At 54.0% G+C, this 20171-nt stretch carries 20 protein-coding genes; 11 read left to right on the forward strand and 9 right to left on the reverse strand.

The genetic code is table 11. The features are described 5' to 3' along the window. Window positions 1-113: 113 nt before the first annotated feature. The 10 genes from NOU37_02805 to NOU37_02850 all read left to right on the forward strand — a co-directional run bounded on the left by NOU37_02805 (window position 114) and on the right by NOU37_02850 (window position 10528). Complete coding sequence (locus NOU37_02805; protein MCQ4574164.1) at window positions 114-1829, forward strand: formate--tetrahydrofolate ligase; 1716 nt, start codon at window positions 114-116, stop codon at window positions 1827-1829. Window positions 1830-2024: 195 nt separating this feature from the next. Further along, window positions 2025-2813 (forward strand): phosphoribosylformylglycinamidine synthase I, encoded by a 789-nt coding sequence (purQ, locus tag NOU37_02810; protein MCQ4574165.1) that lies wholly within the window; start codon window positions 2025-2027, stop codon window positions 2811-2813. Between the two features lie 17 nt (window positions 2814-2830). After that, complete coding sequence (locus tag NOU37_02815; GenBank protein MCQ4574166.1) at window positions 2831-3391, forward strand: NAD(P)H-dependent oxidoreductase subunit E; 561 nt, start codon at window positions 2831-2833, stop codon at window positions 3389-3391. 3 nt (window positions 3392-3394) lie between these two features. Further along, complete coding sequence (locus NOU37_02820; protein MCQ4574167.1) at window positions 3395-5089, forward strand: SLBB domain-containing protein; 1695 nt, start codon at window positions 3395-3397, stop codon at window positions 5087-5089. A 2-nt stretch (window positions 5090-5091) separates the two neighbouring features. Continuing rightward, window positions 5092-5745, forward strand: coding sequence for a hypothetical protein (locus tag NOU37_02825; GenBank protein MCQ4574168.1), 654 nt, complete (start codon window positions 5092-5094; stop codon window positions 5743-5745). 37 nt (window positions 5746-5782) lie between these two features. Beyond that, a complete protein-coding gene (recJ, locus tag NOU37_02830; protein MCQ4574169.1) occupies window positions 5783-7510 on the forward strand; it encodes a single-stranded-DNA-specific exonuclease RecJ in 1728 nt (575 codons plus the stop codon). 25 nt (window positions 7511-7535) lie between these two features. Continuing rightward, on the forward strand, window positions 7536-8006 hold the full coding sequence (locus NOU37_02835; GenBank protein MCQ4574170.1) for a YbaK/EbsC family protein: 471 nt from the start codon (window positions 7536-7538) through the stop codon (window positions 8004-8006). Between the two features lie 14 nt (window positions 8007-8020). Continuing rightward, window positions 8021-9067 carry a selenide, water dikinase SelD gene (gene selD / locus NOU37_02840; GenBank protein ID MCQ4574171.1) on the forward strand — a complete coding sequence of 349 codons (1047 nt, stop codon included), beginning with the start codon at window positions 8021-8023 and terminating at the stop codon, window positions 9065-9067. Window positions 9068-9259: 192 nt separating this feature from the next. Then, complete coding sequence (locus tag NOU37_02845) at window positions 9260-10021, forward strand: protein-L-isoaspartate(D-aspartate) O-methyltransferase (protein MCQ4574172.1); 762 nt, start codon at window positions 9260-9262, stop codon at window positions 10019-10021. Between the two features lie 108 nt (window positions 10022-10129). Continuing rightward, window positions 10130-10528 carry a hypothetical protein gene (locus tag NOU37_02850; protein MCQ4574173.1) on the forward strand — a complete coding sequence of 133 codons (399 nt, stop codon included), beginning with the start codon at window positions 10130-10132 and terminating at the stop codon, window positions 10526-10528. 12 nt (window positions 10529-10540) lie between these two features. Here the strand turns inward: NOU37_02850 and trmD are convergent, their stop codons facing one another. From trmD to ccsA, 9 genes are all read right to left on the reverse strand, one after another. Then, window positions 10541-11248, reverse strand: a complete 708-nt coding sequence (gene trmD / locus NOU37_02855) for a tRNA (guanosine(37)-N1)-methyltransferase TrmD (protein MCQ4574174.1) — start codon at window positions 11246-11248, stop codon at window positions 10541-10543. 22 nt (window positions 11249-11270) lie between these two features. Beyond that, a complete protein-coding gene (gene rpsP / locus NOU37_02860; GenBank protein ID MCQ4574175.1) occupies window positions 11271-11540 on the reverse strand; it encodes a 30S ribosomal protein S16 in 270 nt (89 codons plus the stop codon). Window positions 11541-11559: 19 nt separating this feature from the next. Continuing rightward, window positions 11560-12909 carry a signal recognition particle protein gene (ffh, locus tag NOU37_02865; GenBank protein MCQ4574176.1) on the reverse strand — a complete coding sequence of 450 codons (1350 nt, stop codon included), beginning with the start codon at window positions 12907-12909 and terminating at the stop codon, window positions 11560-11562. Between the two features lie 150 nt (window positions 12910-13059). Further along, complete coding sequence (gene murA / locus NOU37_02870) at window positions 13060-14349, reverse strand: UDP-N-acetylglucosamine 1-carboxyvinyltransferase (GenBank protein MCQ4574177.1); 1290 nt, start codon at window positions 14347-14349, stop codon at window positions 13060-13062. Beyond that, window positions 14333-15250: a peptide chain release factor N(5)-glutamine methyltransferase gene (gene prmC / locus NOU37_02875; protein ID MCQ4574178.1), complete on the reverse strand. Its 918-nt coding sequence runs from the start codon at window positions 15248-15250 to the stop codon at window positions 14333-14335. Before prmC ends, murA begins: the two co-directional genes overlap by 17 nt. A gap of 119 nt (window positions 15251-15369) precedes the next feature. Then, window positions 15370-16461 (reverse strand): peptide chain release factor 1, encoded by a 1092-nt coding sequence (gene prfA / locus NOU37_02880; protein ID MCQ4574179.1) that lies wholly within the window; start codon window positions 16459-16461, stop codon window positions 15370-15372. A 16-nt stretch (window positions 16462-16477) separates the two neighbouring features. Beyond that, window positions 16478-16732: a 50S ribosomal protein L31 gene (gene rpmE, locus NOU37_02885; protein MCQ4574180.1), complete on the reverse strand. Its 255-nt coding sequence runs from the start codon at window positions 16730-16732 to the stop codon at window positions 16478-16480. Between the two features lie 92 nt (window positions 16733-16824). Next, window positions 16825-18324 carry a cytochrome c biogenesis protein ResB gene (locus NOU37_02890; GenBank protein MCQ4574181.1) on the reverse strand — a complete coding sequence of 500 codons (1500 nt, stop codon included), beginning with the start codon at window positions 18322-18324 and terminating at the stop codon, window positions 16825-16827. A 63-nt stretch (window positions 18325-18387) separates the two neighbouring features. Beyond that, window positions 18388-19275, reverse strand: a complete 888-nt coding sequence (gene ccsA, locus NOU37_02895; protein MCQ4574182.1) for a cytochrome c biogenesis protein CcsA — start codon at window positions 19273-19275, stop codon at window positions 18388-18390. A gap of 511 nt (window positions 19276-19786) precedes the next feature. Between ccsA and NOU37_02900 the strand changes: the two genes are divergently transcribed. Continuing rightward, window positions 19787-20167 carry a hypothetical protein gene (locus NOU37_02900; protein ID MCQ4574183.1) on the forward strand — a complete coding sequence of 127 codons (381 nt, stop codon included), beginning with the start codon at window positions 19787-19789 and terminating at the stop codon, window positions 20165-20167. The last annotated feature ends 4 nt before the right edge of the window (window positions 20168-20171 follow it).

Consider the following 20171-nt stretch of genomic DNA (forward strand, 5'->3'; position numbering starts at 1 on the left):
TAGAGACGGTTTTTTGCCTGACAGGCGCGGTATCGGAGGTGCCTGTCCGGCGGCCGGAGTAGTTAAGTAAGGTGTTTTCAAAGGTTACAAGGCGATCAACTGATGGAGAAAAAATGGCAAACAAAGTCCCAAGCGACATAGAGATAGCACAGGCGGCAAAGCTTAAGCCCATTCAAGAGATAGCCGGTTCACTGGGGATACAAGATGACGAGCTGGAGTTCTACGGGAAGTATAAGGCCAAGATAAATCTGAGTATCCTGAAAAGGCTGGAAAAGAAACCCAACGGGAAGTATATAGACGTAACCGCTATAACGCCCACGCCGCTGGGCGAGGGCAAGACTACCACCACTGTCGGCCTGGGCATGGCCATGAACAGGATAGGCAAAAAGACCATAATCGCCATAAGGCAGCCTTCACTGGGACCCGTCTTTGGAATAAAAGGCGGTGCCGCCGGTGGCGGTTATTCTCAGATAGTGCCCATGGAGGATTTCAACCTCCATCTGACGGGCGATAATCACGCCGTATCCGTCTCTCACAACCTCCTCAGCGCCTTTATTGACAATCACCTGATGCACGGCAATAAGATGGGCATAGACCCGTATAGCATAACCTGGCCCAGGGTGGTTGACATAAGTGACCGCGCGCTCAGGCACATAATAATAGGCCTCGGCGGCAAGCTGAACGGCGTGCCCAGGGAGGCAGGTTTCGAGATCTGTGTCGCATCCGAGGTGATGGCCATACTGGCCCTTGCCACTGACCTCAAAGACCTGAGGCAGAGGATGGGCAGGATAGTCATCGGGAGCACCCGTGACGGAAAACCCGTTTCGGCGGAAGACCTGAAGTGCGCCGGAGCGATGACTGTGTTGATGAAGGACGCGCTTAACCCCAACCTGCTCCAGACCGTCGAGAACACGCCCGCGTTCGTACACAGCGGCCCGTTCGGCAACATCGCACACGGCAACAGTTCCATCGTGGCCGACCAGGTGGCGCTCAAGTGCGCCGATTATGTGGTGACCGAAAGCGGGTTTGGCGCCGACCTCGGCGCGGAGAAGTTTATGAACATAAAGTGCCGCTATTCGGGCCTCACGCCGAACGCCGCCGTTATCGTGGTTACCATCCGGGCGATGAAGATGCACGGCGGTGTGGGCAAGATAGTGGCCGGAAAACCCCTGCCGGACGAACTCCTCAGGGAAAACGTGCCGGCGGTCGAGAAGGGCTGCGAGAACCTTGTCAAGATGATAGAGACCATGAAGGGCTTCGGGGTGCCCGTAGTGGTGGCGGTAAACGCATTCCACACGGATAAAAAGTCGGAGATAGAGGCCGTGAAGGCGATATCGAGGGAGCACGGTGCCGAAGACGCCGTTGAGTCAAACCACTGGGCGGAGGGCGGAGCCGGCGCGGAGGAACTGGCCAAGGCAGTAGTCGCCGCCGCTGAAAAACCCTCGAATTTCAAGTTCCTCTACCCCCTGGACGCGAGCATTGAGGAGAAGATGGAGACCATCGCCACAAAGGTATACGGTGCTGACGGTATAGACATTATGCCCGCGGCGAAGAAGAAGATAAAACTGTATAACGGGTGGGGAACGGAGTATACCCATATGCCCATATGTATGGCAAAGACCCACCTGTCGCTGTCACATAATCCGGCGCTCCTTGGCAGGCCCAACGGCTTCCGCGTGCCTATCCGTGACATAAAGGCCTCCGTCGGCGCGGGCTTCCTCTACGCGCTTCTTGGCGATATGAGGACCATGCCCGGTCTCCCGTCCAAACCAGCCGGAGAGAACGTCGACATCGACCTGAAAACTGGCAAGATAACCGGCCTGTTCTAGACCATTCATACACAAACCATCCGTTGTTGATTAACGGCAGGGGCGGAGTTACCCCGCCCCTGCGTCATTGCCGGTACCACCTGTATACCCGATAAACCCTCAAGAAGAAATTCGTTTGAAAAAATGGCGGTTCATGGTATATTTAAGATTTAACGTACCGCCCTGAAAGGGCTGTCAGAAAAGGTCTTACGTTGCATGTCAAAGGTAAAGGCCCTGGTACTTCGCGCGGCCGGAACTAACTGCGATCTGGAAACGGAGCACGCCCTTAAGAAAGCCGGGGCAGAGACCCAGCGTGTCCATATAAATAGGATCCTTGAGAAGAAGGACGAGATACTCCGCGACTACCATATATTAGTCCTGCCGGGCGGGTTTACCTACGGCGACGATATAGCAGCGGGAAAGATTTTGGCCAATCTCCTCCGGTTCCACCTGGAGGAGAACGTGAAGGAGTTTGTCCGGGACGGGAAACTTATCCTGGGCATCTGCAACGGATTTCAGGCCCTTGTGAAAGGTCGCCTGCTGCCTGCCCTGGATGGCGGCGGCGCACAGGAAGCGACCCTTACGTTTAACGATTCAAACAAGTTTGAGACCCGGTGGATATACCTCAGGGCCTGCTCCGGGAAATCGGTGTACGTAGAGGAGGGAGAGGTACTCTACCTCCCCGTTGCCCATGCGGAAGGCAAGTTTGTCACAAGGGATGATGAGACGCTTGAGAGATTGAAGGGTTCCTCTCAGATAATCTTTAAGTATGTAAATGAAAAAGGGGAGAGTGCAGGGTACCCCTGCAACCCTAACGGGTCTGTGGATTGTATAGCAGGGGTGTGTGACCCGACCGGGCGCATAATGGGGATGATGCCCCATCCGGAGCGGTACGTAGAACCCGCACAACATCCCCACTGGCAGAGAGTGGGCCTTGAGAAGGAGCCTCACGGAACGCAGATATTTAGAAACGCGGTAAAATACGTCAGAAAAAACATTCTATAAAGGAAAAGCACGCAAGGATGAAGAAGGAGATACTAACCAAGGAACCACCGATTGTCCTGGAGACGCTCCAGAAAGAACTTGCCTCTTATGACCGCAAGATTACGTCCGGGGACCTGATAAACCTTCTGCAGAAGACGCAGGACGCTTACGGCTATCTCCCCAGAGAGGCCCTTGAGTACATGTCCGGAGAGACCGCCATCCCCATGGCGCGGATGTTCGGGGTAGCGACGTTTTACACCCAGTTCTCGTTCACACCCAAGGGTAAGTATACCGTCAAGGTCTGTACGGGTACGGCCTGTCACGTCCGGGGTTCTGACAAGGTTTTGGAGGAAATGGAGCGCAGCCTCGAAGTAAAGGAAGGTGAAACCAGCAAAGACTTGAAATTCACCTTGCAGTCTGTTGCCTGCGTCGGCACCTGTGCCGTGGGGCCGGTGGTGGTAGTGGGTACCAGCGTCAAAAGCGGAGGGTCATGTTGTGATTCGCCGCTTGGACAAAAGGTGGCGCTCGGCGATAAGTTCTACGGGCAGGTTGCACCTGAAAAGGTGGAAGAGATACTGGAGAACTACAGAGAGGCGTAGCAGATGGAAAGACTTGATTCCATAGAAGCACTCCAACAATTAAGGGACAGACTCAAGAAGGAAGAAGAAGCCGACAAGAGGCCCACGGTGGTAGTCTGCGGCGGGACGGGTTGTGAAACCTTCGGCGGTCACGCCCTCTTTAGCGCCTTCGAAGACCTGGTCGAGAAGCGCCAGCTCCACGACAGGGTCAGGGTGAAAAAGACAGGATGTCAGGGCCTCTGCGAGAGGGGTCCTCTGGTTAATGTCTGGCCTAACAACATATTCTACCAGAAGGTAAAGGAGCAGGACGCCACCCGGATACTTGAAGAGACGGTCCTTGAGGGTGGTGTTATTCAGAAACTACTTTATACCGACCCCGACACAGGCCAGAAGGTCGTATATCAACAAGACATACCTTTCTACAAGAAGCAGGTACGGATAGTATTGAAACTTAACGGCGTTGTCGACCCCACGAATATTGAGGACTACATCCTCTTAGGCGGCTACGCCTCATTGGCAAAGGCGCTGACAAAGTGTTCGCCGGATGAAGTGATTAAAGAGATAACGGATTCCGGCCTCAAGGGCAGGGGCGGTGCCGGGTTCAGTACCGGAACGAAATGGGGATTCGTCCGAAACGCCCCCGGAGACAAGAAGTATATTATATGCAACGGTGACGAGGGTGACCCCGGGGCCTTCATGGACAGGTCTGTACTGGAAGGCAATCCGCATTCCGTAATCGAGGGGATGCTGATAGCGGCCCACGCCATCGGCGCGCAGGAGGGCTTCTTCTACGTACGCGCCGAGTATCCACTCGCGGTTAACAACATTGGAATAGCCATACAACAGGCCAATGAGCTGGGCCTGCTGGGCAAGAATATACTTGGCTCAGAGCTGAGCGTCGACTTAAAGATAAAGAAAGGCGCCGGTGCGTTTGTCTGTGGTGAGGAAACGGCACTGATAGCCTCTATAGAGGGCAAGAGAGGCATGCCTCGCACGCGCCCGCCCTTCCCGGCGGTCTCGGGGCTGTGGGGAAGGCCCACCTGCATAAACAACGTGGAGACGCTTGCCAACATCCCTGCAATAATTGAAAACGGTGCGCAATGGTTTAGCGGCATCGGGACGGAAGGCAGCAAAGGTACGAAGATATTTGCCATGGCGGGTAACGTGAGAAACACAGGTTTGGTGGAGGTCCCCATGGGCACCACCTTGAGGGAGATTATCTTTGACATAGGCGGCGGCATCGCCCGCAAGAGGGGTTTCAAGGCCGCGCAGATTGGCGGTCCGTCGGGCGGATGTATACCCATGGAGCATCTGGACACACCGATTGATTACGGTTCCCTTCAAAAGGTGGGGGCCATAATGGGCTCAGGGGGCCTGATTGTCATGGATGAAAAGATGTCCATGCCGGGGATGGCCAGATATTTTATGAATTTCATACAGGACGAGTCCTGCGGAAAATGTGTACCCTGCAGAGTGGGCACCAGAAGGATGCTGGAAATCCTTAACCGTATTAACGATGGAAACGGAAGGGATGGAGACGTGGAGTTACTGGAAGAACTCGGTACTCAGGTAAAAGACACGTCCCTGTGCGGTCTGGGACAGACCGGCCCGAACCCCGTCCTGGCGACGATAAGGTATTTCAGGCATGAGTATGACGCCTTGATTAAGGGTGAGGATCTTGAGAAGGCCGAAAAAGCGCCGGTAGTCTCAAAGGAATAGCGATGAAGACCATTTCAATAGCGGGTACCGGCAGTGAAGCCGGCAAGACGACCGTTGGAGTCTTTATTATAAAAGCGTTAGAGAACGTCTGCGCGCTGAAGGTCACCGTCCGGCATGAAGGCTCATGTCCCATAGAAAAAGACAGTTCCTGCAACGGTTGTTCTTCCGAGGAAGGCTCGCTGTTTACGATAATTACCGACGAAGAGGTTCTTGGAGAGCCGGGCAAGGACACAGCCAGGTATATTGAGGCGGGGGCCAAAAAGGTAGTATGGCTTCAGACCGAGTTGGATTGTGCCGGAGAGGGTATACGAAAGTCCCTGAACGTATTTGATAACGGAGACAGCATACTGATAGAGGGGAACAGATTTGCCGCCGTCGGAGAGGCGGACCTGGCGATAATGGTTGTCCCTTCCGATTTGAGAAAGATAAAGCGCTCGGCGAGTGAAGTGTTAGAGAAGATAGACGTCTTCGTTATAAACAGGCGGCGCGGCACCCCGGAAGAGACCATTAAATCCACAAAGTCGCGCTTGGTGTCCATGGGATGCAAGGCGCCTGTAATAGTTCTTGACCCGCATGAGCCGGAGCCGGGCGCACGTGACACGTTACTGGCCATGGTCAGAGGGGTCATTAGCCCGCCGGCCGGCGTGGCTGTGTAAGAGCCTTTTGTTCTTACACACATAAGCCGAGGGTGAGATGAAAAAGAGATGGACATACGATCCTCCTGACGGCGAACTTCTGGACCGTCTTGTCTACAACCTCCGCATCTCACCACTGCTTGCACGGCTGTTGGTCAACAGGGGGATAAACGACCCTGATTCAGCGCACGCCTTTCTTCAACCGAAGATGACCCACCTTTCAAACCCGCTCGAATGTCCGGAGATGGAAAAGGCTGCCAGGCGGCTGGTAAAGGCCGTGAAAGCGGGTGAGAAGATAGCCGTATACGGCGACTATGACGTGGACGGCGTTACCGGTACCGCACAGCTCCTGCTGTTTTTTGGTCTCCTCAAGGCCAATACGACCTGGTACATACCTCAAAGGATAGACGAAGGCTACGGGCTTAACCATGACGCGATAGAGAGATTGAAATCGGAAGGGGTTGACATAATAGTTACCGTGGATTGCGGTATTACATCCATAGCTGAGGCGGACAAAATTAGGGCTGAGGGTATAGACCTTATAATCACCGACCACCATGAGCCGGGAAGCGAACTTCCCGTTGCACTGGCCATAGTAAACCCAAAAGTGCCTGACTCCGGCTATGCGTTTAAGGAGTTTTCGGGCGCGGGTCTGGCCTTCAGGCTGTGCTGGGCCCTGGCGGAGGTTTTATCGCGTCAGAGAAAGGTTGCGCCGCAGTTCAGGGAGTTCTTGCTGGAGGCTATGGGATTGGCGGCGCTTGGCACCGTGGCGGATTCGGTCCCGCTTATGGGTGAAAACCGCGTCATCGTGAAGCATGGCCTTGAATTCCTTAGCAAATCCGCTCAGCCCGGAATCCAGGCGCTTAAGGAGGTTTCAAACCTCAGGGGCCCCAGGCTTACCACGAAGGACGTGGGGTTTATACTGGGCCCCAGACTGAACGCGGCGGGCAGGATGTGGGACGCCGCCTTCAGCCTGGAGTTGCTGACCACAGAGCATTCTGAGAAGGCAAAGAGGCTTGCGGTACACCTGGAAAGATACAACCGTGAGAGACAGAAGATACAGGCGGAGATGCTTGACTCTACCAGGGAGAAGATTGAAAACGAGATAGACCTTGACTCGACCAGAGTAATCGTCCTGGAGAGTGAATCCTGGCATCCGGGGGTAATCGGGATTGTCGCGTCGCGTTTGGTAGATGAGTTTTACAGGCCCGCGATTATGATAGCCATACGCGGGGACGAGGGGCTTGGCTCCGCCCGTTCAGTGCCTGGATTTCACCTTCCGGTGGCGCTGGAGGCGTCCAGGAGCAAACTTATATCTTTTGGTGGACATTCACAGGCCGCTGGGCTTAAAATAAAGAGAGAAGACGTGGGCGACTTTAGACACCTTGTGAACAAATATGCCTTTGCAGATATGAAGGAGGAAGACCTTCAACCCACGCTTCATACAGACGGCGAGCTGGCGTTCAGAGGTATTTCGGTTTCAGGAGTTAGGGAACTGGAACTCCTCGCGCCACACGGCGTGGGCAATCCTGAACCCGTTTTTGTAGCCAGAGACCTGCGGATAGTTGGTGAACCGTGCAGGGTAGGCGGCCAGTCCGGCCGGCACCTGAGCTTCTATCTGCGGCAGGGAGACGTTTCGTTCAGGGCCATAGCTTTCTCTATGGGAGAGATGCTGGCTCAGGCTAAGCAACATCCCGGGCCGGTATCTATCGTTTTTGCTCCTAAGATTTCATATTGGAGAGACGAGGCCGTGGAGCTTGAGATAAAAGACATTCGGTTCGATTAGCCTGTTGGGAAGGGGGTGAAACAAGATGACTATTGCACGGAAACTGAAGGACTACCTGGGTGAGAATAAGACAGAGTATAAGGTGAGCACGCACCAGGAGGTGTATACGGCTCAAGAAGTGGCGGCGAGCCTCCACGTCCCGGGTAAAGACGTTGTCAAGGTAGTGATAATCAAGACCGGGGACAAGTGCGTCATGGTGGTACTGCAGGCCGACCATAAAGTAAACGTTGACAGGGTGCGTACGGCGCTAAATGACCCGGAAGCACGGCTGGCGACGGAGGGGGAATTTAAGAACCTGTTCCCTGACTGTGACGTCGGGGCAATGCCGCCGTTCGGGAATCTGTATGACGTGGGAGTGTACGTGGACAAGTCCCTTGCCGAGGACGAGGATGTAATCTTCCAAGCTGGCAGTCACGTCGAGACTATCACAATGAAGTACGCCGATTTTGAGCGTCTGGTCGGTCCGGAGGTGGTTGATTTCGGAAAACATCTATAGGAGGATAAAATCTTATGGCGGAGAAGAAGCGCCTGACGGATTATGCCACCTGCGGGGGCTGAGCGGGCAAGATATCCATGGAATGCATGGAGGGTATACTGGCCGGCCTGCCGGATTTCTCCGGCGGTAAGTTACTTGTAGGCCCTAAAACCCTTGATGATGCCGGAGTGTTTCAGGTAAGCGGCGAGCTGGCGCTTGTACAGACACTCGATTTCTTCACACCCATAGTTGACGACCCCTACGACTACGGTCAGATAGCGGCCGCCAACGCCCTTAGCGATGTCTACGCCATGGGAGGGAAGCCTCTCACGGCCATGAACATCCTGACCTTTCCCGTGCGGGAGGTAGACACCTCTACCGTTGCGCGGATATTGAAAGGCGGGGCGGATAAGGTGCGCGAGGCGGGCGCCGTGATCGTCGGTGGTCATACCCTGCAGGATTCTGAGATAAAGTACGGACTCTCAGTCACCGGAACGGTCCATCCTGAAGGGATAGTGAAAAACTCCGGTGTGAGGCCGGGCGACGCAATCATCCTGACAAAACCCCTTGGGAGCGGGCTTATCATATCCGCCCTTAAGGCCGGTGAGGCCGATGACGCGGAAGTGGCGAAGATGGTTGCGGTGATGAAGAGCCTTAACGGGGCCGCCTCCGAGGTGATGGTTGAGGTGGGTGCGAGTGCCTGTACCGATATCACGGGCTTTGGCTTCATGGGCCATGCCTATGAGATGGCCACGATGAGCGGCGCGACGCTGTGCTTTTGGGCCAGTAAGGCCCCGTTGCTGCCGGGCTGCCAGCGACATGCAGAAATGGGTCTGATGCCGGGTGCATCAGTGCTTAACAAGGGATACCTTTCGGATAAATGCAAGCTTGAGGGGGACGTCTCGGAAGACCTGCTTGAGGTGCTCTTCGACTCCCAGACCTCGGGCGGCCTGCTGATAGCACTCCCCGCAAACAGGGCGGAGCTGTGCCTCAAGAGACTTAAGGAAGAGGGCGTTGAAGACGCCGCCGTGGTCGGTGAGGCGGTGGAAAAGGGGCAGCACCCGCTTGTAGTAAGACCTTGAAGGTCCCTCTGTGCACATTATGGTCATGGTTACGGTCATGATGATTATGGACGACAGACACCCATGCCATATCATGCCCCGCGCAGGGCATGCTCCGACGTACCGTGCCACTACTGAGGCCCTCGAAACCGAAGGCTCGACTACTACAAAAATAAGATATTTGAGTTGAGATTCTTGCGGAGGTCCGGCCCCGTGAAAAACGTATTAATGCGAAACGAGCTCAAGGTAATACCGTACATATTTATAACAGTCGTTTTTTTGTTCACCTGTCTGGAAACGGCATGCGGGGTCAGGGAAGACCTAAGTGGTTACAATGATGAGACGTATGCGCGGGAACGGACCAGGATGGTGGAGAGACAGATCAAGGCCAGGGGCGTTATTGACCCCCGTGTGATAAAGGCCATGCTGTTTGTACCCAGACATCAGTTTGTCCCCGAGAGACGCAGGGCGTACAGTTACCAGGACAGGCCCCTCCCCATAGGTTCCAGCCAGACCATCTCCCAGCCTTATATCGTGGCCTTGATGACAGAACTACTCGAGCTGGACGGTGCGGACGTTGTGTTAGAGATTGGCACGGGCTCCGGCTACCAGGCGGCCGTGCTCGCCGAGATAGTGAACAAGGTGTACACTATCGAAATAAAGGAGGAACTGGGACTCTTGGCCAGAGAGAGGCTTGCGGAGATGGGGTATACCAATATAGACGTCCGCATCGGGGACGGCTACAACGGACTCCCAGAGGAGGCCCCGTTTGACGGTATCATCGTTACTGCCGCGCCCGACCATATTCCCGCAGCCCTTACCAGACAGTTGAAGCCGGGGGGACGGATGGTCATTCCTGTCGGCACGGCGTACGAGGGCCAGTATTTGATACTGATAACAAGGAAAGAAGACGGGCAGCTGCAGAAAAAAATGATTATCCCCGTACTGTTTGTGCCGCTGTTAAGGGAGGAGTGATCAGGTTCACTTCCGGTACAAAACGGGATAAGATATTGTTAGGGAAGCATGCATGTGCCGGTGGCCCTGCCGGGCATGTCAGTATAAAATCTGTGTATCGTGAGTACGATGAAGTTATATTTTGTCTATTCTCTTCAATTTACGGCCATCCTCTTATGGGGTGTCTTCCTGTCGTCCTGCAGCCAGTACGTGGTCCCCAGAGACGTTGTAGGCCCCGCGTACATCGAGGTGAGCCCGCATGAGATTATAGCAAGCGGTGGGTCGTTCCAGACCATATGGGTTAAGGTGCTGGACGCTGGGCGTAATCCAGTTCCTGAGGTACAGGTTCATGCAAGAAGTGACACGCCGGCCCGGGTTATGGTAAGCCCGGAACGTTTATTGACAAACGGGGAAGGAGTAGCGGTGTTCACCGCGAGCGGAATAAGCCGTTTTCCGGGTACGGCTCACATCATCTTTGATGCTGAGGGGCTCTCTGCCAGCGTGAAAACTGATTTTCTTGTGTGGTAGATGGCTGGCCGGTTATCGCGATGTAGTTTCCCGGTTCAAGTCTTTTCGGAATAAATCAGGTCTCTTTGTGCGCGTACGTTCTCTGGCCTGCTCCTCACGCCAGCGCTGTATCTTCTCATGATGTCCTGAAAAAAGCACGTCAGGCACCTTCTGGCCCCTGAACTCTCTCGGTCTGGTGTATTGCGGGTGCTCCAGCAGATTATCGTTAAATGATTCAATCTCAGGCGAGTCTTCGTCGCCCAGTACCCCGGGTATCAGCCGTACCACCGAGTCAATCACTGCCATCGCGGGAACTTCGCCCCCGCTCAGTATATAATCACCGATAGATATCTCCAGGAAGTCAAAGCCCTGCCTTATCCTCTCGTCAAACCCCTCGTAGTGTCCGCAGACCAGCATGAGCCGGGTTTCTTCGGAGAGTGCTTTTGCATCAGGCTGAGAGAATTTTTTACCCTGGGGTGTAAGCAACACCTTTCTGGCAGGTTCGCTGGACGCCTGTTCCACCGCCTCGATAGCCCTGAAAACAGGCTCGGGCATCATCACCATACCGGGCCCTCCCCCGTACGGCCTGTCGTCCACCTTCTTGTGTTTATCCAGCGTGTAGTCCCTGATGTTCCAGAGATGATAACTTACCAGGCCATTTTCCTGTGCGAGCCTGAGTATACTGTGCCCCAGGACACCACGAAACATCTCCGGAAACAGGGTTAAAATGTCAATGCGCATTTTAGAACCGGCGTTTGTGGTTTTAGGAGCCGAGCTTTATTTTGCTGCGGGAGATACCGTGCCTCTTCAGGATGACGGCAACCTTCTCCGTGGGTTGCGCCCCCACGCTCAGCCAGTACTCAATCCGCTCCTTTTTGAGTACTTCCCTCTTCTCGATGTCCTTTTCCAGTGGGTCGTAATGGCCCACTTCTTCAATGGCCCTTCCGTCCCTCTCTTCGCGGGCATCAAAGATGCCTATCCTGAAAAAGGGCCTGTTCCTGCGGCCCATCCTCTTCATCCTGATTCTTACCACTTCGTTCCTCCTTGGTTAATTATCCCTTTTTACCTCTTCCAAAGACTGTTGGAAGACCCATCTTGGGCATGCCCATCCGCATTGGGCCGCCGGTGACCTGCTTCAGCATCTTCTTCACGAACTTGAACTGTTTGAGGAGCTGGTTCACGTCTTGAATGGTGGTGCCGCTGCCCCGGGCGATTCTCGCCCTGCGGTTCCCCCCGATGATGTCGGGTTTCAGCCTTTCCGGCCGGGTCATGGAACGCATTATCGCCTCTATCCTGTTCATCTGGCGGTCATCTACGTCAAGTCCGTCGAGCTTACCGCCCATCCCCGGTATCATGCCGATAATCTCCTGCAGCGGGCCCATTTTTTTTATCTGCTGAAGCTGGTCCATAAAGTCCTCAATCGTGAGGGCGTCGTCCTTTATCTTTCTGGCAAAGTCCTTTGCCTTTTCCTCGTCCGTCACCGCCTGGGCCTTTTCGACCAGGGTTACCACGTCACCCATGCCGAGGATCCTGGAGGCCATGCGGTCCGGGTAAAACTCTTCCAACCTGTCAAGTTTTTCACCGACGCCCACAAACTTTATAGGCTTCCCGGTGACGGCCTTGATGGAGAGCGCCGCCCCGCCGCGCGTGTCGCCGTCGAGCTTTGTCAGTATGACGCCGTCAAACTCGAGGCTAGAGTCGAACTCCTTGGCGCTGTTGACTGCGTCCTGACCCGTCATGGCGTCACACACGAAGTAGATATGGTCGGGCTCAAGCCTGTCTCTGATTTCCTGCAGTTCGTCCATCAGCTCCTCGTCTATGTGGAGCCGGCCGGCGGTATCCACCAAGATTACGTCCAGGGAGTTGTCTCTGGCATAATCAACCGCCTTCTGGCATATTGCTATTGGCTGCGCGGAGTCCTCGGAATACACGGGTACGCCCAACTGCTTTCCCAGCACCTTTAATTGTTTTATGGCGGCGGGTCTTTTCACGTCGGCGGCCACCATAAGCGGTTTTCTGCCCCTGGACGTTACCAGTTGCGCCAGTTTCGCCGTGGTTGTGGTCTTACCGCCGCCCTGAAGGCCCACCAGCATCACCACCGTCGGGCCGCCTTCCTTAAAGGTCAGCGTGGGGCCCACGGGACCCATTATGTTCACAAGCTCGTTATGGATTATCTTTACTATCTGCTGACCGGGCGTGACGCTCCGTATGACCTCCTCACCCTCGGCCTTCTCAGAGACGCGTTTAATGAAATCTTTTACCACGCGGTAGTTGACGTCGGCCTCAAGCAGGGCCGTTCTTACTTCACGGAGGCCGTCCCTGATATTTTCCTTTGACAACCGCCCCCTTCCGCGGAGCTTGTCAAATATACTCCCTAATGTGTTGTTGATAGATTCAAACATGATATACCTGTTACCCCTGCAAAATCTCAATACCTGCCTGTACACAGGTCACAACGCTAACCCATTATACATAACCGACTTGTGTGGCACAACCCTAAAAGACTTGCTTTAGCGCAGACACTACTTTTAGCAGCATAATTGCAGTATTTGCTAATATTGCTTACTGTCTGCTACGCGTTTGATTTTTGCCCCCAGTGTGGTGAGGCGTTCTTCGAGACGTTCGTAGCCGCGGTCGAGGTGGTAGATGCTGAGTACCTCTGTGGTGCCGCCCGCTGCAAGCCCTGCCACAACTAGACTGGCGGCGGCCCTCAGGTCTGAGGGTACGACCTGTGCCGCGGAAAGATGGGGAACCCCGTGCACGATTGCGCTGGGGCCTTCCTTCTGGATGTTGGCGCCCATCCTGTTAAGCTCGGCTATGTGCATGAACCTGTCCGGGAACACCTTCTCGGTGATAACGCTCGTTCCCTTCGCAATACTAAGCAGCGACATAAACTGGGGCTGCAGGTCTGTGGGGATTCCGGGGTAGGCCGAGGTAGTGACGACCGACGCCGCCAGGGACCCGCCTTTCACGCGGCAGCTGCTGGAATCCGTACTGGCATCCACGCCTATCTCTCTCAGTTTGTCCATCACTGCGCTTAGATGGTCGGGCTGGAGGTTCTCTACGGTTACGTCTCCTCCGGTGATGGCGCCGGCGATAAGGAGTGTGCCAGCCTCTATCCTGTCGGGTATGATATGATGCTTGACGGGTTTCAGCTCTTTTACGCCGTCTATCACTATGCGGTTTGTGCCCACACCGTGTATCTTTGCGCCGGCCTGCACCAGGAACTTTGCCAGGTCCTGTACCTCCGGCTCGCGGGCGGCACTCTCTATGATCGTCGTACCCTCTGCCAGTGTGGCGGCCATCATGACGTTGCAGGTGCCAAGTACGGTGGGGCCGTTGGGTCCGCCCAGATATATTTCCGTCCCTTTGAGCCGCGAGGTATATGCCACGACATAGCCGTCTTTTAAGGATATTTCAGCGCCCATGGCACGAAGGCCCTTGAGGTGGAGGTCTATGGGCCGCTGTCCTATGACACAGCCTCCGGGGAGTGCGACCCTTGCGGCACCGCGCCGGGTAAGAAGCGGGCCCAGGACGCAGATCGAGCCCCGCATCTCGTTCACAAGTTCGTAAGGGGCGGTTACCCTGTCGACCTCTACCGTGCCTACCTCTACAGAACCATCTTTATGATGCTCTACCTTGAGGCCCAGATGGGGCAGTATCTGCTCCATAATGCCGACGTCTGTCAGCTTGGGGACGGCCTTTATGTGGGAGGCTCCCTTCGTCAATATACAGGCCGCCAGGATCGGCAGGGCCGCGTTCTTCGCCCCGTTAACGCCTATATTGCCCTCGAGACGATGCCCGCCTTCGATTACTATCTTTTCGCTAACTAGATCTAGCAATTATTACACGCTCTGTATGATTGAGGTCCTTAACGGTATTCATGTCCCTGAAATGTCCGTTCTTGTATATAAGGTCTTTTACCGGGGCGGCCTGACCTTCTCCCAGTTCCATAATGAGCCAGCCGCCGGGCCTTAGCCACCTGTGGGCGCCGGCTGCTATTGCCCGGTAGCACTGAAGCCCGTCTGCGCCCGCGACCAGTGCCCCCGGGTCTTCATAATCCCTTATCTCCGGCTGGAGTCCTTCAAACTCGCCTTCGGGCACGTAGGGCGGATTGGATACAAGAAAATCAACCTGCCCCTCCAGCCCGAGTCTTTGAAAGGCGTCGTAGAGCGAGCCTCTATGAAAAGATATCCTGTCCTCCACGGCGTGTCTCCTGGCGTTGAGCCTTGCCAGCTTCAGGGCCTTGGGAGATATGTCGGACGCATAGACCAACAGGTCCGCGGCATCCCGGAGGCCTGCGGCGATGGATACGGCTATGTTGCCGGAGCCCGTACCGATGTCAATTATCCTCAGCTTCTGCCGGGTGTCAGCCCTTTCCAGGACGGCCTCTACGAGCAGTTCAGTCTCTGGCCTTGGGACTAATATACCCTTTTTTATCAGAAAATCCAGGGACATGAATTCCACATGTCCGGTAATGTATTGTAGTGGTATACGGCGAGCCCTTCGGGCGAGGAGTTTGCGGAAGCGCTTCAGGTCTCCGGTCTCAACGGGTTCTGTTAGCCTTGTATAGAGTTGGGAACGGGAGACGTCCAATATCGTCGCCAGCAGCACCTCGGCGTCCAGGCGGGGTGAATCCACACCTGAATTGCGCAGCACAGTCGTGGCGTCAGCAAGGACATTTTGAAGGCTTGTTGACGGCTTTTCAGTCTTTTTCTTCTGAATAAGCAGAGGATGGCCCACGTTGACAGAACTGTACAGGGTGATAAAAAGATTGCCGGGAAAACGGGTACAACAACTTTATTCCGGGTGGGTTGAGGGTTTTATTTTCCACGTGTTACGCTGGGATTACTTGCCGGAGTTTATATGGTGGTTGCCAACTGCCTTAGCTGTTCCTCCTTTTCGTACGCCAGGAGTTTCTCTACAAGTTCGCCCATCTGGCCGAGCATCACGTTCTCAAGGTCGTAGAGCGTGAAATTTATCCTGTGGTCAGTGACCCTGTTCTGGGGATAATTATAGGTCCTTATCTTTTCGCTCCTGTCGCCGGTACCTATCTGCACCCGGCGGGTCTGTTCCCTGGCGGACCTCTGTTGTTCCTCGGTGTGCTCGTGGAGACGGCTTCTCAGGATGCGGAGGGCCTTTGCCCTGTTCTTATGCTGGGACTTTTCGTCCTGGCATCTGACGGTTATGCCCGTGGGGATATGGGTCATCCTGACGGCAGAGCTGGTCTTGTTTACCTTCTGGCCGCCGGGCCCGGACGACCTCATGGTCTCAACCTTCAGGTCTTTCGGGTCTATGTTTATCTCCACGTCCTCTACCTCGGGCAATACGGCCACCGTGGCCGCAGATGTGTGAACCCTTCCCTGTGTCTCTGTTGTGGGCACCCTCTGGACGCGATGTGTCCCGCTCTCGTGGCGCAGCTTCTGGTAAACCCCCGGACCGGTTACTGAAAAAATTATTTCTTTGAAACCGCCTAAATCAGTGGGACTGCTGTCAAACACCTCTACCTTCCAGCCGGAGACCTCGGCGTATCTGGAGTACATTTTGAACAGGTCCGCGGCGAACAGTGCGGCCTCGTCACCGCCGGTGCCGGCGCGGACCTCCACTATCACCCCCTTGTGGCTGGTACTCTCCTGAGAAAGAAGAAGTTTCTTTATCTCCTCAACCAGCCTTTCTTCCTCCGTTTCAAGCGTTTTTAGCTCGTCTTCAGCCAGGAGCTTCAGCTCTGCGTCGCCTGCGTTTTCGGACAGGACCTTTCCGGCCTCTTCTTTACGTTTGAGGGTCTCCTGCCACTGGACGTACTTTCCAACTATCCTGGAGAGGCTCCCGCGCTCCTTCATGTAGGCGCTGTATTTAGCCGGATTCGACATGACGGCCGGGTCTGACACCAGTTCCTCCAGGTGCTTAAACCTGTCGTGCATGGAGCTTAATTTTTGCAGTAATACTTCGTACATGATGTTCGGTCTTTATTTATGTTGCTTCTGCTTTGCCTGTTTCCGCGGCCTCCGGGGCTGCCTCGGCCTTCTCCTTTATTTTATACCTGCGCTTGAACCTCTCCACCTTGCCCGTGGTGTCTACCAGCTTCTGTTTACCGGTGTAAAAGGGATGGCATTTGGAGCAGATCTCTACCACTATTTTGGGCTTCGTAGAGCGGGTCTTAAACGTTTCGCCGCAGCCACAGAGTACGGTTGTCTCTATGTACTCTGGATGAATATTTTCCTTCATCTGTCTTTCCTCAGGTCAAAAGTTCATTTTAGCAAAATATACTATACCGGGCAATATGCAAATGGCGCAAATTGTCTTTGGTCTTGTGTTTGTCATAGTGTGCCCTGCGACAAGTGGCTTTTCAGCCTCTCAAGCATAGCTTCTTCGCCTCCCCAGACCCCGAACATTTGCAGGTGTACCAGGAGCCGGCTGCCTGTCGGCCTCTTTTCCACGACGTAGCTGGCCCGGCACCACCTGCCCCACGCGCGGAACAACATCGCAAAGAAGAGTACGGGGACCGCTATCCAGAGTAAGGGGACGCCCGGGTCGTGGCGGTAGCTGAGCACGGTTCCCGCACGGATGTTTTCAATTCTAAGTCTCGTGCCCTTTACGTCCACGCCTCTGCCCTGTATGAGCTTAAAGACTTCCGGCATGGGTTTCTCCTCTTTTGTCTCACCTTCCTCTTGTTCCGGCTCGGTCGGCGTGTATGCAAACTTGACAAAAGGTTCAAGTAAACACTTGCTCCCGTCGTTGAGGTACAGACTACCGGCAATGACCTGCATAGTCTCAAACTCACCTTCTATACCGGGAATGGTGTATTTGCCCTCATCATCCCCCTGCTCTTCTATTTTTTCATCGCCGGCGTAGAGGTCAAACTTGTAGTCATATGCACTCTGGTATAAGACCAGTCCCCTGTAATGCAGTGGCGTGTTTACCTTGATAAGCGGCTCCTGTACGGGTACACCATGTTCAGATATGACTAAATGACTTGAGTATTCTATCGGGAAGTACCGGCCTTCCTTGTTGACAATGGACAGTCCCCCGGGACTGTAGACCTTCTTGAGTCTGGGTATAAGTCCCCTTCTGGGGAAACCCGTGGCAGACGGCCTCTGGACGTATTGTATAGAAAATTCTTTGAGGCCGAGCTCAAACTTTTCGTCCTCGGATATGATAAAGTCCTCTCCCCCTCCATACCATTCGTTCCACCAGGTGTCGGTGGAGACCGTGGCTACTTTAACGGGTGCACCGGGAAAGATGGTCAACTCGCTTTCAAAGGCGAAAAGAAAGGTTATGACAGCCCCGATGATTGTCAGAAGCACTGAGACGTGAAAGGCGAGGGAGAGCCAGATGTAGTGGATAAACCCCTGTTCGCAGACCCCTCCGGAGTATACGTCTTCACCGCGGATAGTGGAGGGTTTCTTGAGAAACATGCGATGACGGAAGAAGGTTTCGACCTTTGTGGAGGTCTCTTCTGGCGAGCAGGGCAGTTCCAGGTCAAGGGCGTTCCTGTGGGCGGCTAAGGTGGTGGGCGCCAGTTGGGCGGGCCGCCTTGTCCTCATCATCCATTTCAGACGCTTGTAGGTGCACAGACCGAGGCTGAGGAAGAAGAGCCCTACCGTGGTGAGAAACCAGGGTCCTGAATATACGTTTAAAAGGTCAAAGGTTACGATAATCTGACGGACAACGCCGGTGACCTTTATCTGCTCATAATCCCCGCCGTAGGGGAGGACGTTACCCACAAAGAAAAACAGCATCAGCATACCAAAGAGCACGACGGTGGTCTTTGTAGACGTCAGTACACCATAAAGATATTCAAGGATTTTTGTAACCATAAGTGTGTTAATTGAGCCTTTATTGCAGAGTGACAGGCTTAAACAGGATAGTCTGGCAGACCCCTAATAGGCGTGCATACTGTAAAGCCCGAAGAGCCGGGTCAGAAACCCTGAACCCATGAAGGTAATAAGCATGGAGACAAAACCCATCAGACAAAAGGCGGAGCCCCAGCCCTCGCGCCATTTCGGTATAGACATGGCATGCAGATACATCCCGAAGGCCGTCCAGGTGATAAGCGACAGTATCTCAAACGGGTCCCATGACCAGTATCTCCCCCAGGCGGCGCCGGCCCAGGCCGCGCCGGAGATTATGCCGAAGGTAAGGAGCGGGAACCCCAGGAGTATCAGCTTGTAGGACAGCCCGTGAAACCTCGGCACGTCCCGCGTGGGCAGCCCGAAATTCTCCCACGACCTTTTCTCAGAGCTTAGGCGCTTTATAATGACATACGAAAGTTCTACCGAGCAGCCCACCACGAACACGGCATATGCGCCAAAGGCGATAAGGACGTGCCAGAAGTACCAGGGGCTCTGAAGCGCGGGCGGTAGAGGCGTTATTACGGGGTTGTATTTGTTTATGGCCAGGAATAGGGCGGCTATCGAGAGTATTGTTACGAATATGCCCGGCATCGAAAGTTCTTGCCACCTGCGTCTTATGTAAAGATAGGTGATGGTGTTGCACCAGGCGAACCAGGACAGGCACTCGTATTTGTTTTGTACAGGTGGTTTGCCCTGTTCGACCCATCGTATGAGTATGAGCAGGGTGTGGCCAAGGACGGCCAGGTAGAGAAGGCTGGTGGCCATCCTGCCGATGCTGAAATTTTTGTAGAATACGCTGACGCCGAACTGGGCTATATGCAGCAGGCAGCTCAGCACGTAAAGCGTTATGACTACAAAGAATATCCTCAGTTCCATGGTGAGGAGGGTGCTCTCGGTGGTAAGTACCTGTTCCATCTCTTTTACTACTCCGCAGCGCTGTAAAAGGCCAGAAAAATCTCTCTATCTATCTGTGAATGATAACCTTGGAATGGCTGGAAACATCGGTCGCACACTGACAAATGTACTCTATACAGCCAAAGGCCTTCATGCCGGCACGTCCGCATGGCTGAAGGCCGATAAAAAAATTCTATCAGTAAAGACTTGTGAATGCAACGGCAAATTATCGGGTGTTTTACGGAGGTTTTATTCCAGACTGGCGGGGACGTGTTATTTGCGGCGTGTGTGGACATCAGGCAACGGTTTTAGGGCCTCTCTTTACCTCCTCAAAGAAGATTAGCCTTCGTTATCCCCCCGGAATGGCTAATTTTTTGGCTTGCATGTTAAATCACGTTGAATCCAGCCATTTACATTTTTGGATAAGGTGGTAAATTCCAGGATAGATAGGTAATGGGCGGGGATAATATCTGTTTTTTATACTTAGACCTTTTGAAATCCGCCGAAGCGGCGGTAGCCGGGAGAAAGAGTGATGCAGTTGGAAGAAAGAGAGAGCGAAATAATCCTTGAGAAATTAGAGCGTATGGAAGACTTTTTGAAATCATTCATCGCCAGCCTGGGAGAAGAAAGCAAGAGGTTGGAAATAAAATTTGTGCCAATCTACTCCCGTGCAGAAGGCACAATCCACAAATGGAACTTTCGCACCGGTAACCGTGTAGGCAGGAACGACAAAGTCTGTTTTATCAACCCTGATGAAGAACGAAATCCAAACCCAAAATTGTGGGAGCTTATTCCAGTCCTATCCCCTGCCATGGGCATGCTTAGTATTAACACATTCTACAAAGACAAGGGCTCTACAGTCCGTTCGTCAAGAGGCATTTTAGGCCATATAGAGCCAAGGGAGAACTATTAAACGG

The sequence above is a fragment of the Candidatus Bathyanammoxibius amoris genome, assembly GCA_024451685.1.
Taxonomy (GTDB): Bacteria; Planctomycetota; Brocadiia; order Brocadiales; family Bathyanammoxibiaceae; genus Bathyanammoxibius; species Bathyanammoxibius amoris.

Coding starts and splice junctions, on each gene's coding strand:
- NOU37_02825 (MCQ4574168.1), top strand. CDS start 5,092: ATGAAGACCATTTCAATAGCGGGTACCGGCAGTGAAGCCGGCAAGACG.
- prfA (MCQ4574179.1), bottom strand. CDS start 16,461: ATGTACGAAGTATTACTGCAAAAATTAAGCTCCATGCACGACAGGTTT.
- rpmE (MCQ4574180.1), bottom strand. CDS start 16,732: ATGAAGGAAAATATTCATCCAGAGTACATAGAGACAACCGTACTCTGT.
- trmD (MCQ4574174.1), bottom strand. CDS start 11,248: ATGCGCATTGACATTTTAACCCTGTTTCCGGAGATGTTTCGTGGTGTC.
- NOU37_02820 (MCQ4574167.1), top strand. CDS start 3,395: ATGGAAAGACTTGATTCCATAGAAGCACTCCAACAATTAAGGGACAGA.
- NOU37_02835 (MCQ4574170.1), top strand. CDS start 7,536: ATGACTATTGCACGGAAACTGAAGGACTACCTGGGTGAGAATAAGACA.
- purQ (MCQ4574165.1), top strand. CDS start 2,025: ATGTCAAAGGTAAAGGCCCTGGTACTTCGCGCGGCCGGAACTAACTGC.
- NOU37_02890 (MCQ4574181.1), bottom strand. CDS start 18,324: ATGGTTACAAAAATCCTTGAATATCTTTATGGTGTACTGACGTCTACA.
- ccsA (MCQ4574182.1), bottom strand. CDS start 19,275: ATGGAACAGGTACTTACCACCGAGAGCACCCTCCTCACCATGGAACTG.
- NOU37_02815 (MCQ4574166.1), top strand. CDS start 2,831: ATGAAGAAGGAGATACTAACCAAGGAACCACCGATTGTCCTGGAGACG.
- NOU37_02850 (MCQ4574173.1), top strand. CDS start 10,130: ATGAAGTTATATTTTGTCTATTCTCTTCAATTTACGGCCATCCTCTTA.
- ffh (MCQ4574176.1), bottom strand. CDS start 12,909: ATGTTTGAATCTATCAACAACACATTAGGGAGTATATTTGACAAGCTC.
- NOU37_02805 (MCQ4574164.1), top strand. CDS start 114: ATGGCAAACAAAGTCCCAAGCGACATAGAGATAGCACAGGCGGCAAAG.
- recJ (MCQ4574169.1), top strand. CDS start 5,783: ATGAAAAAGAGATGGACATACGATCCTCCTGACGGCGAACTTCTGGAC.
- NOU37_02900 (MCQ4574183.1), top strand. CDS start 19,787: ATGCAGTTGGAAGAAAGAGAGAGCGAAATAATCCTTGAGAAATTAGAG.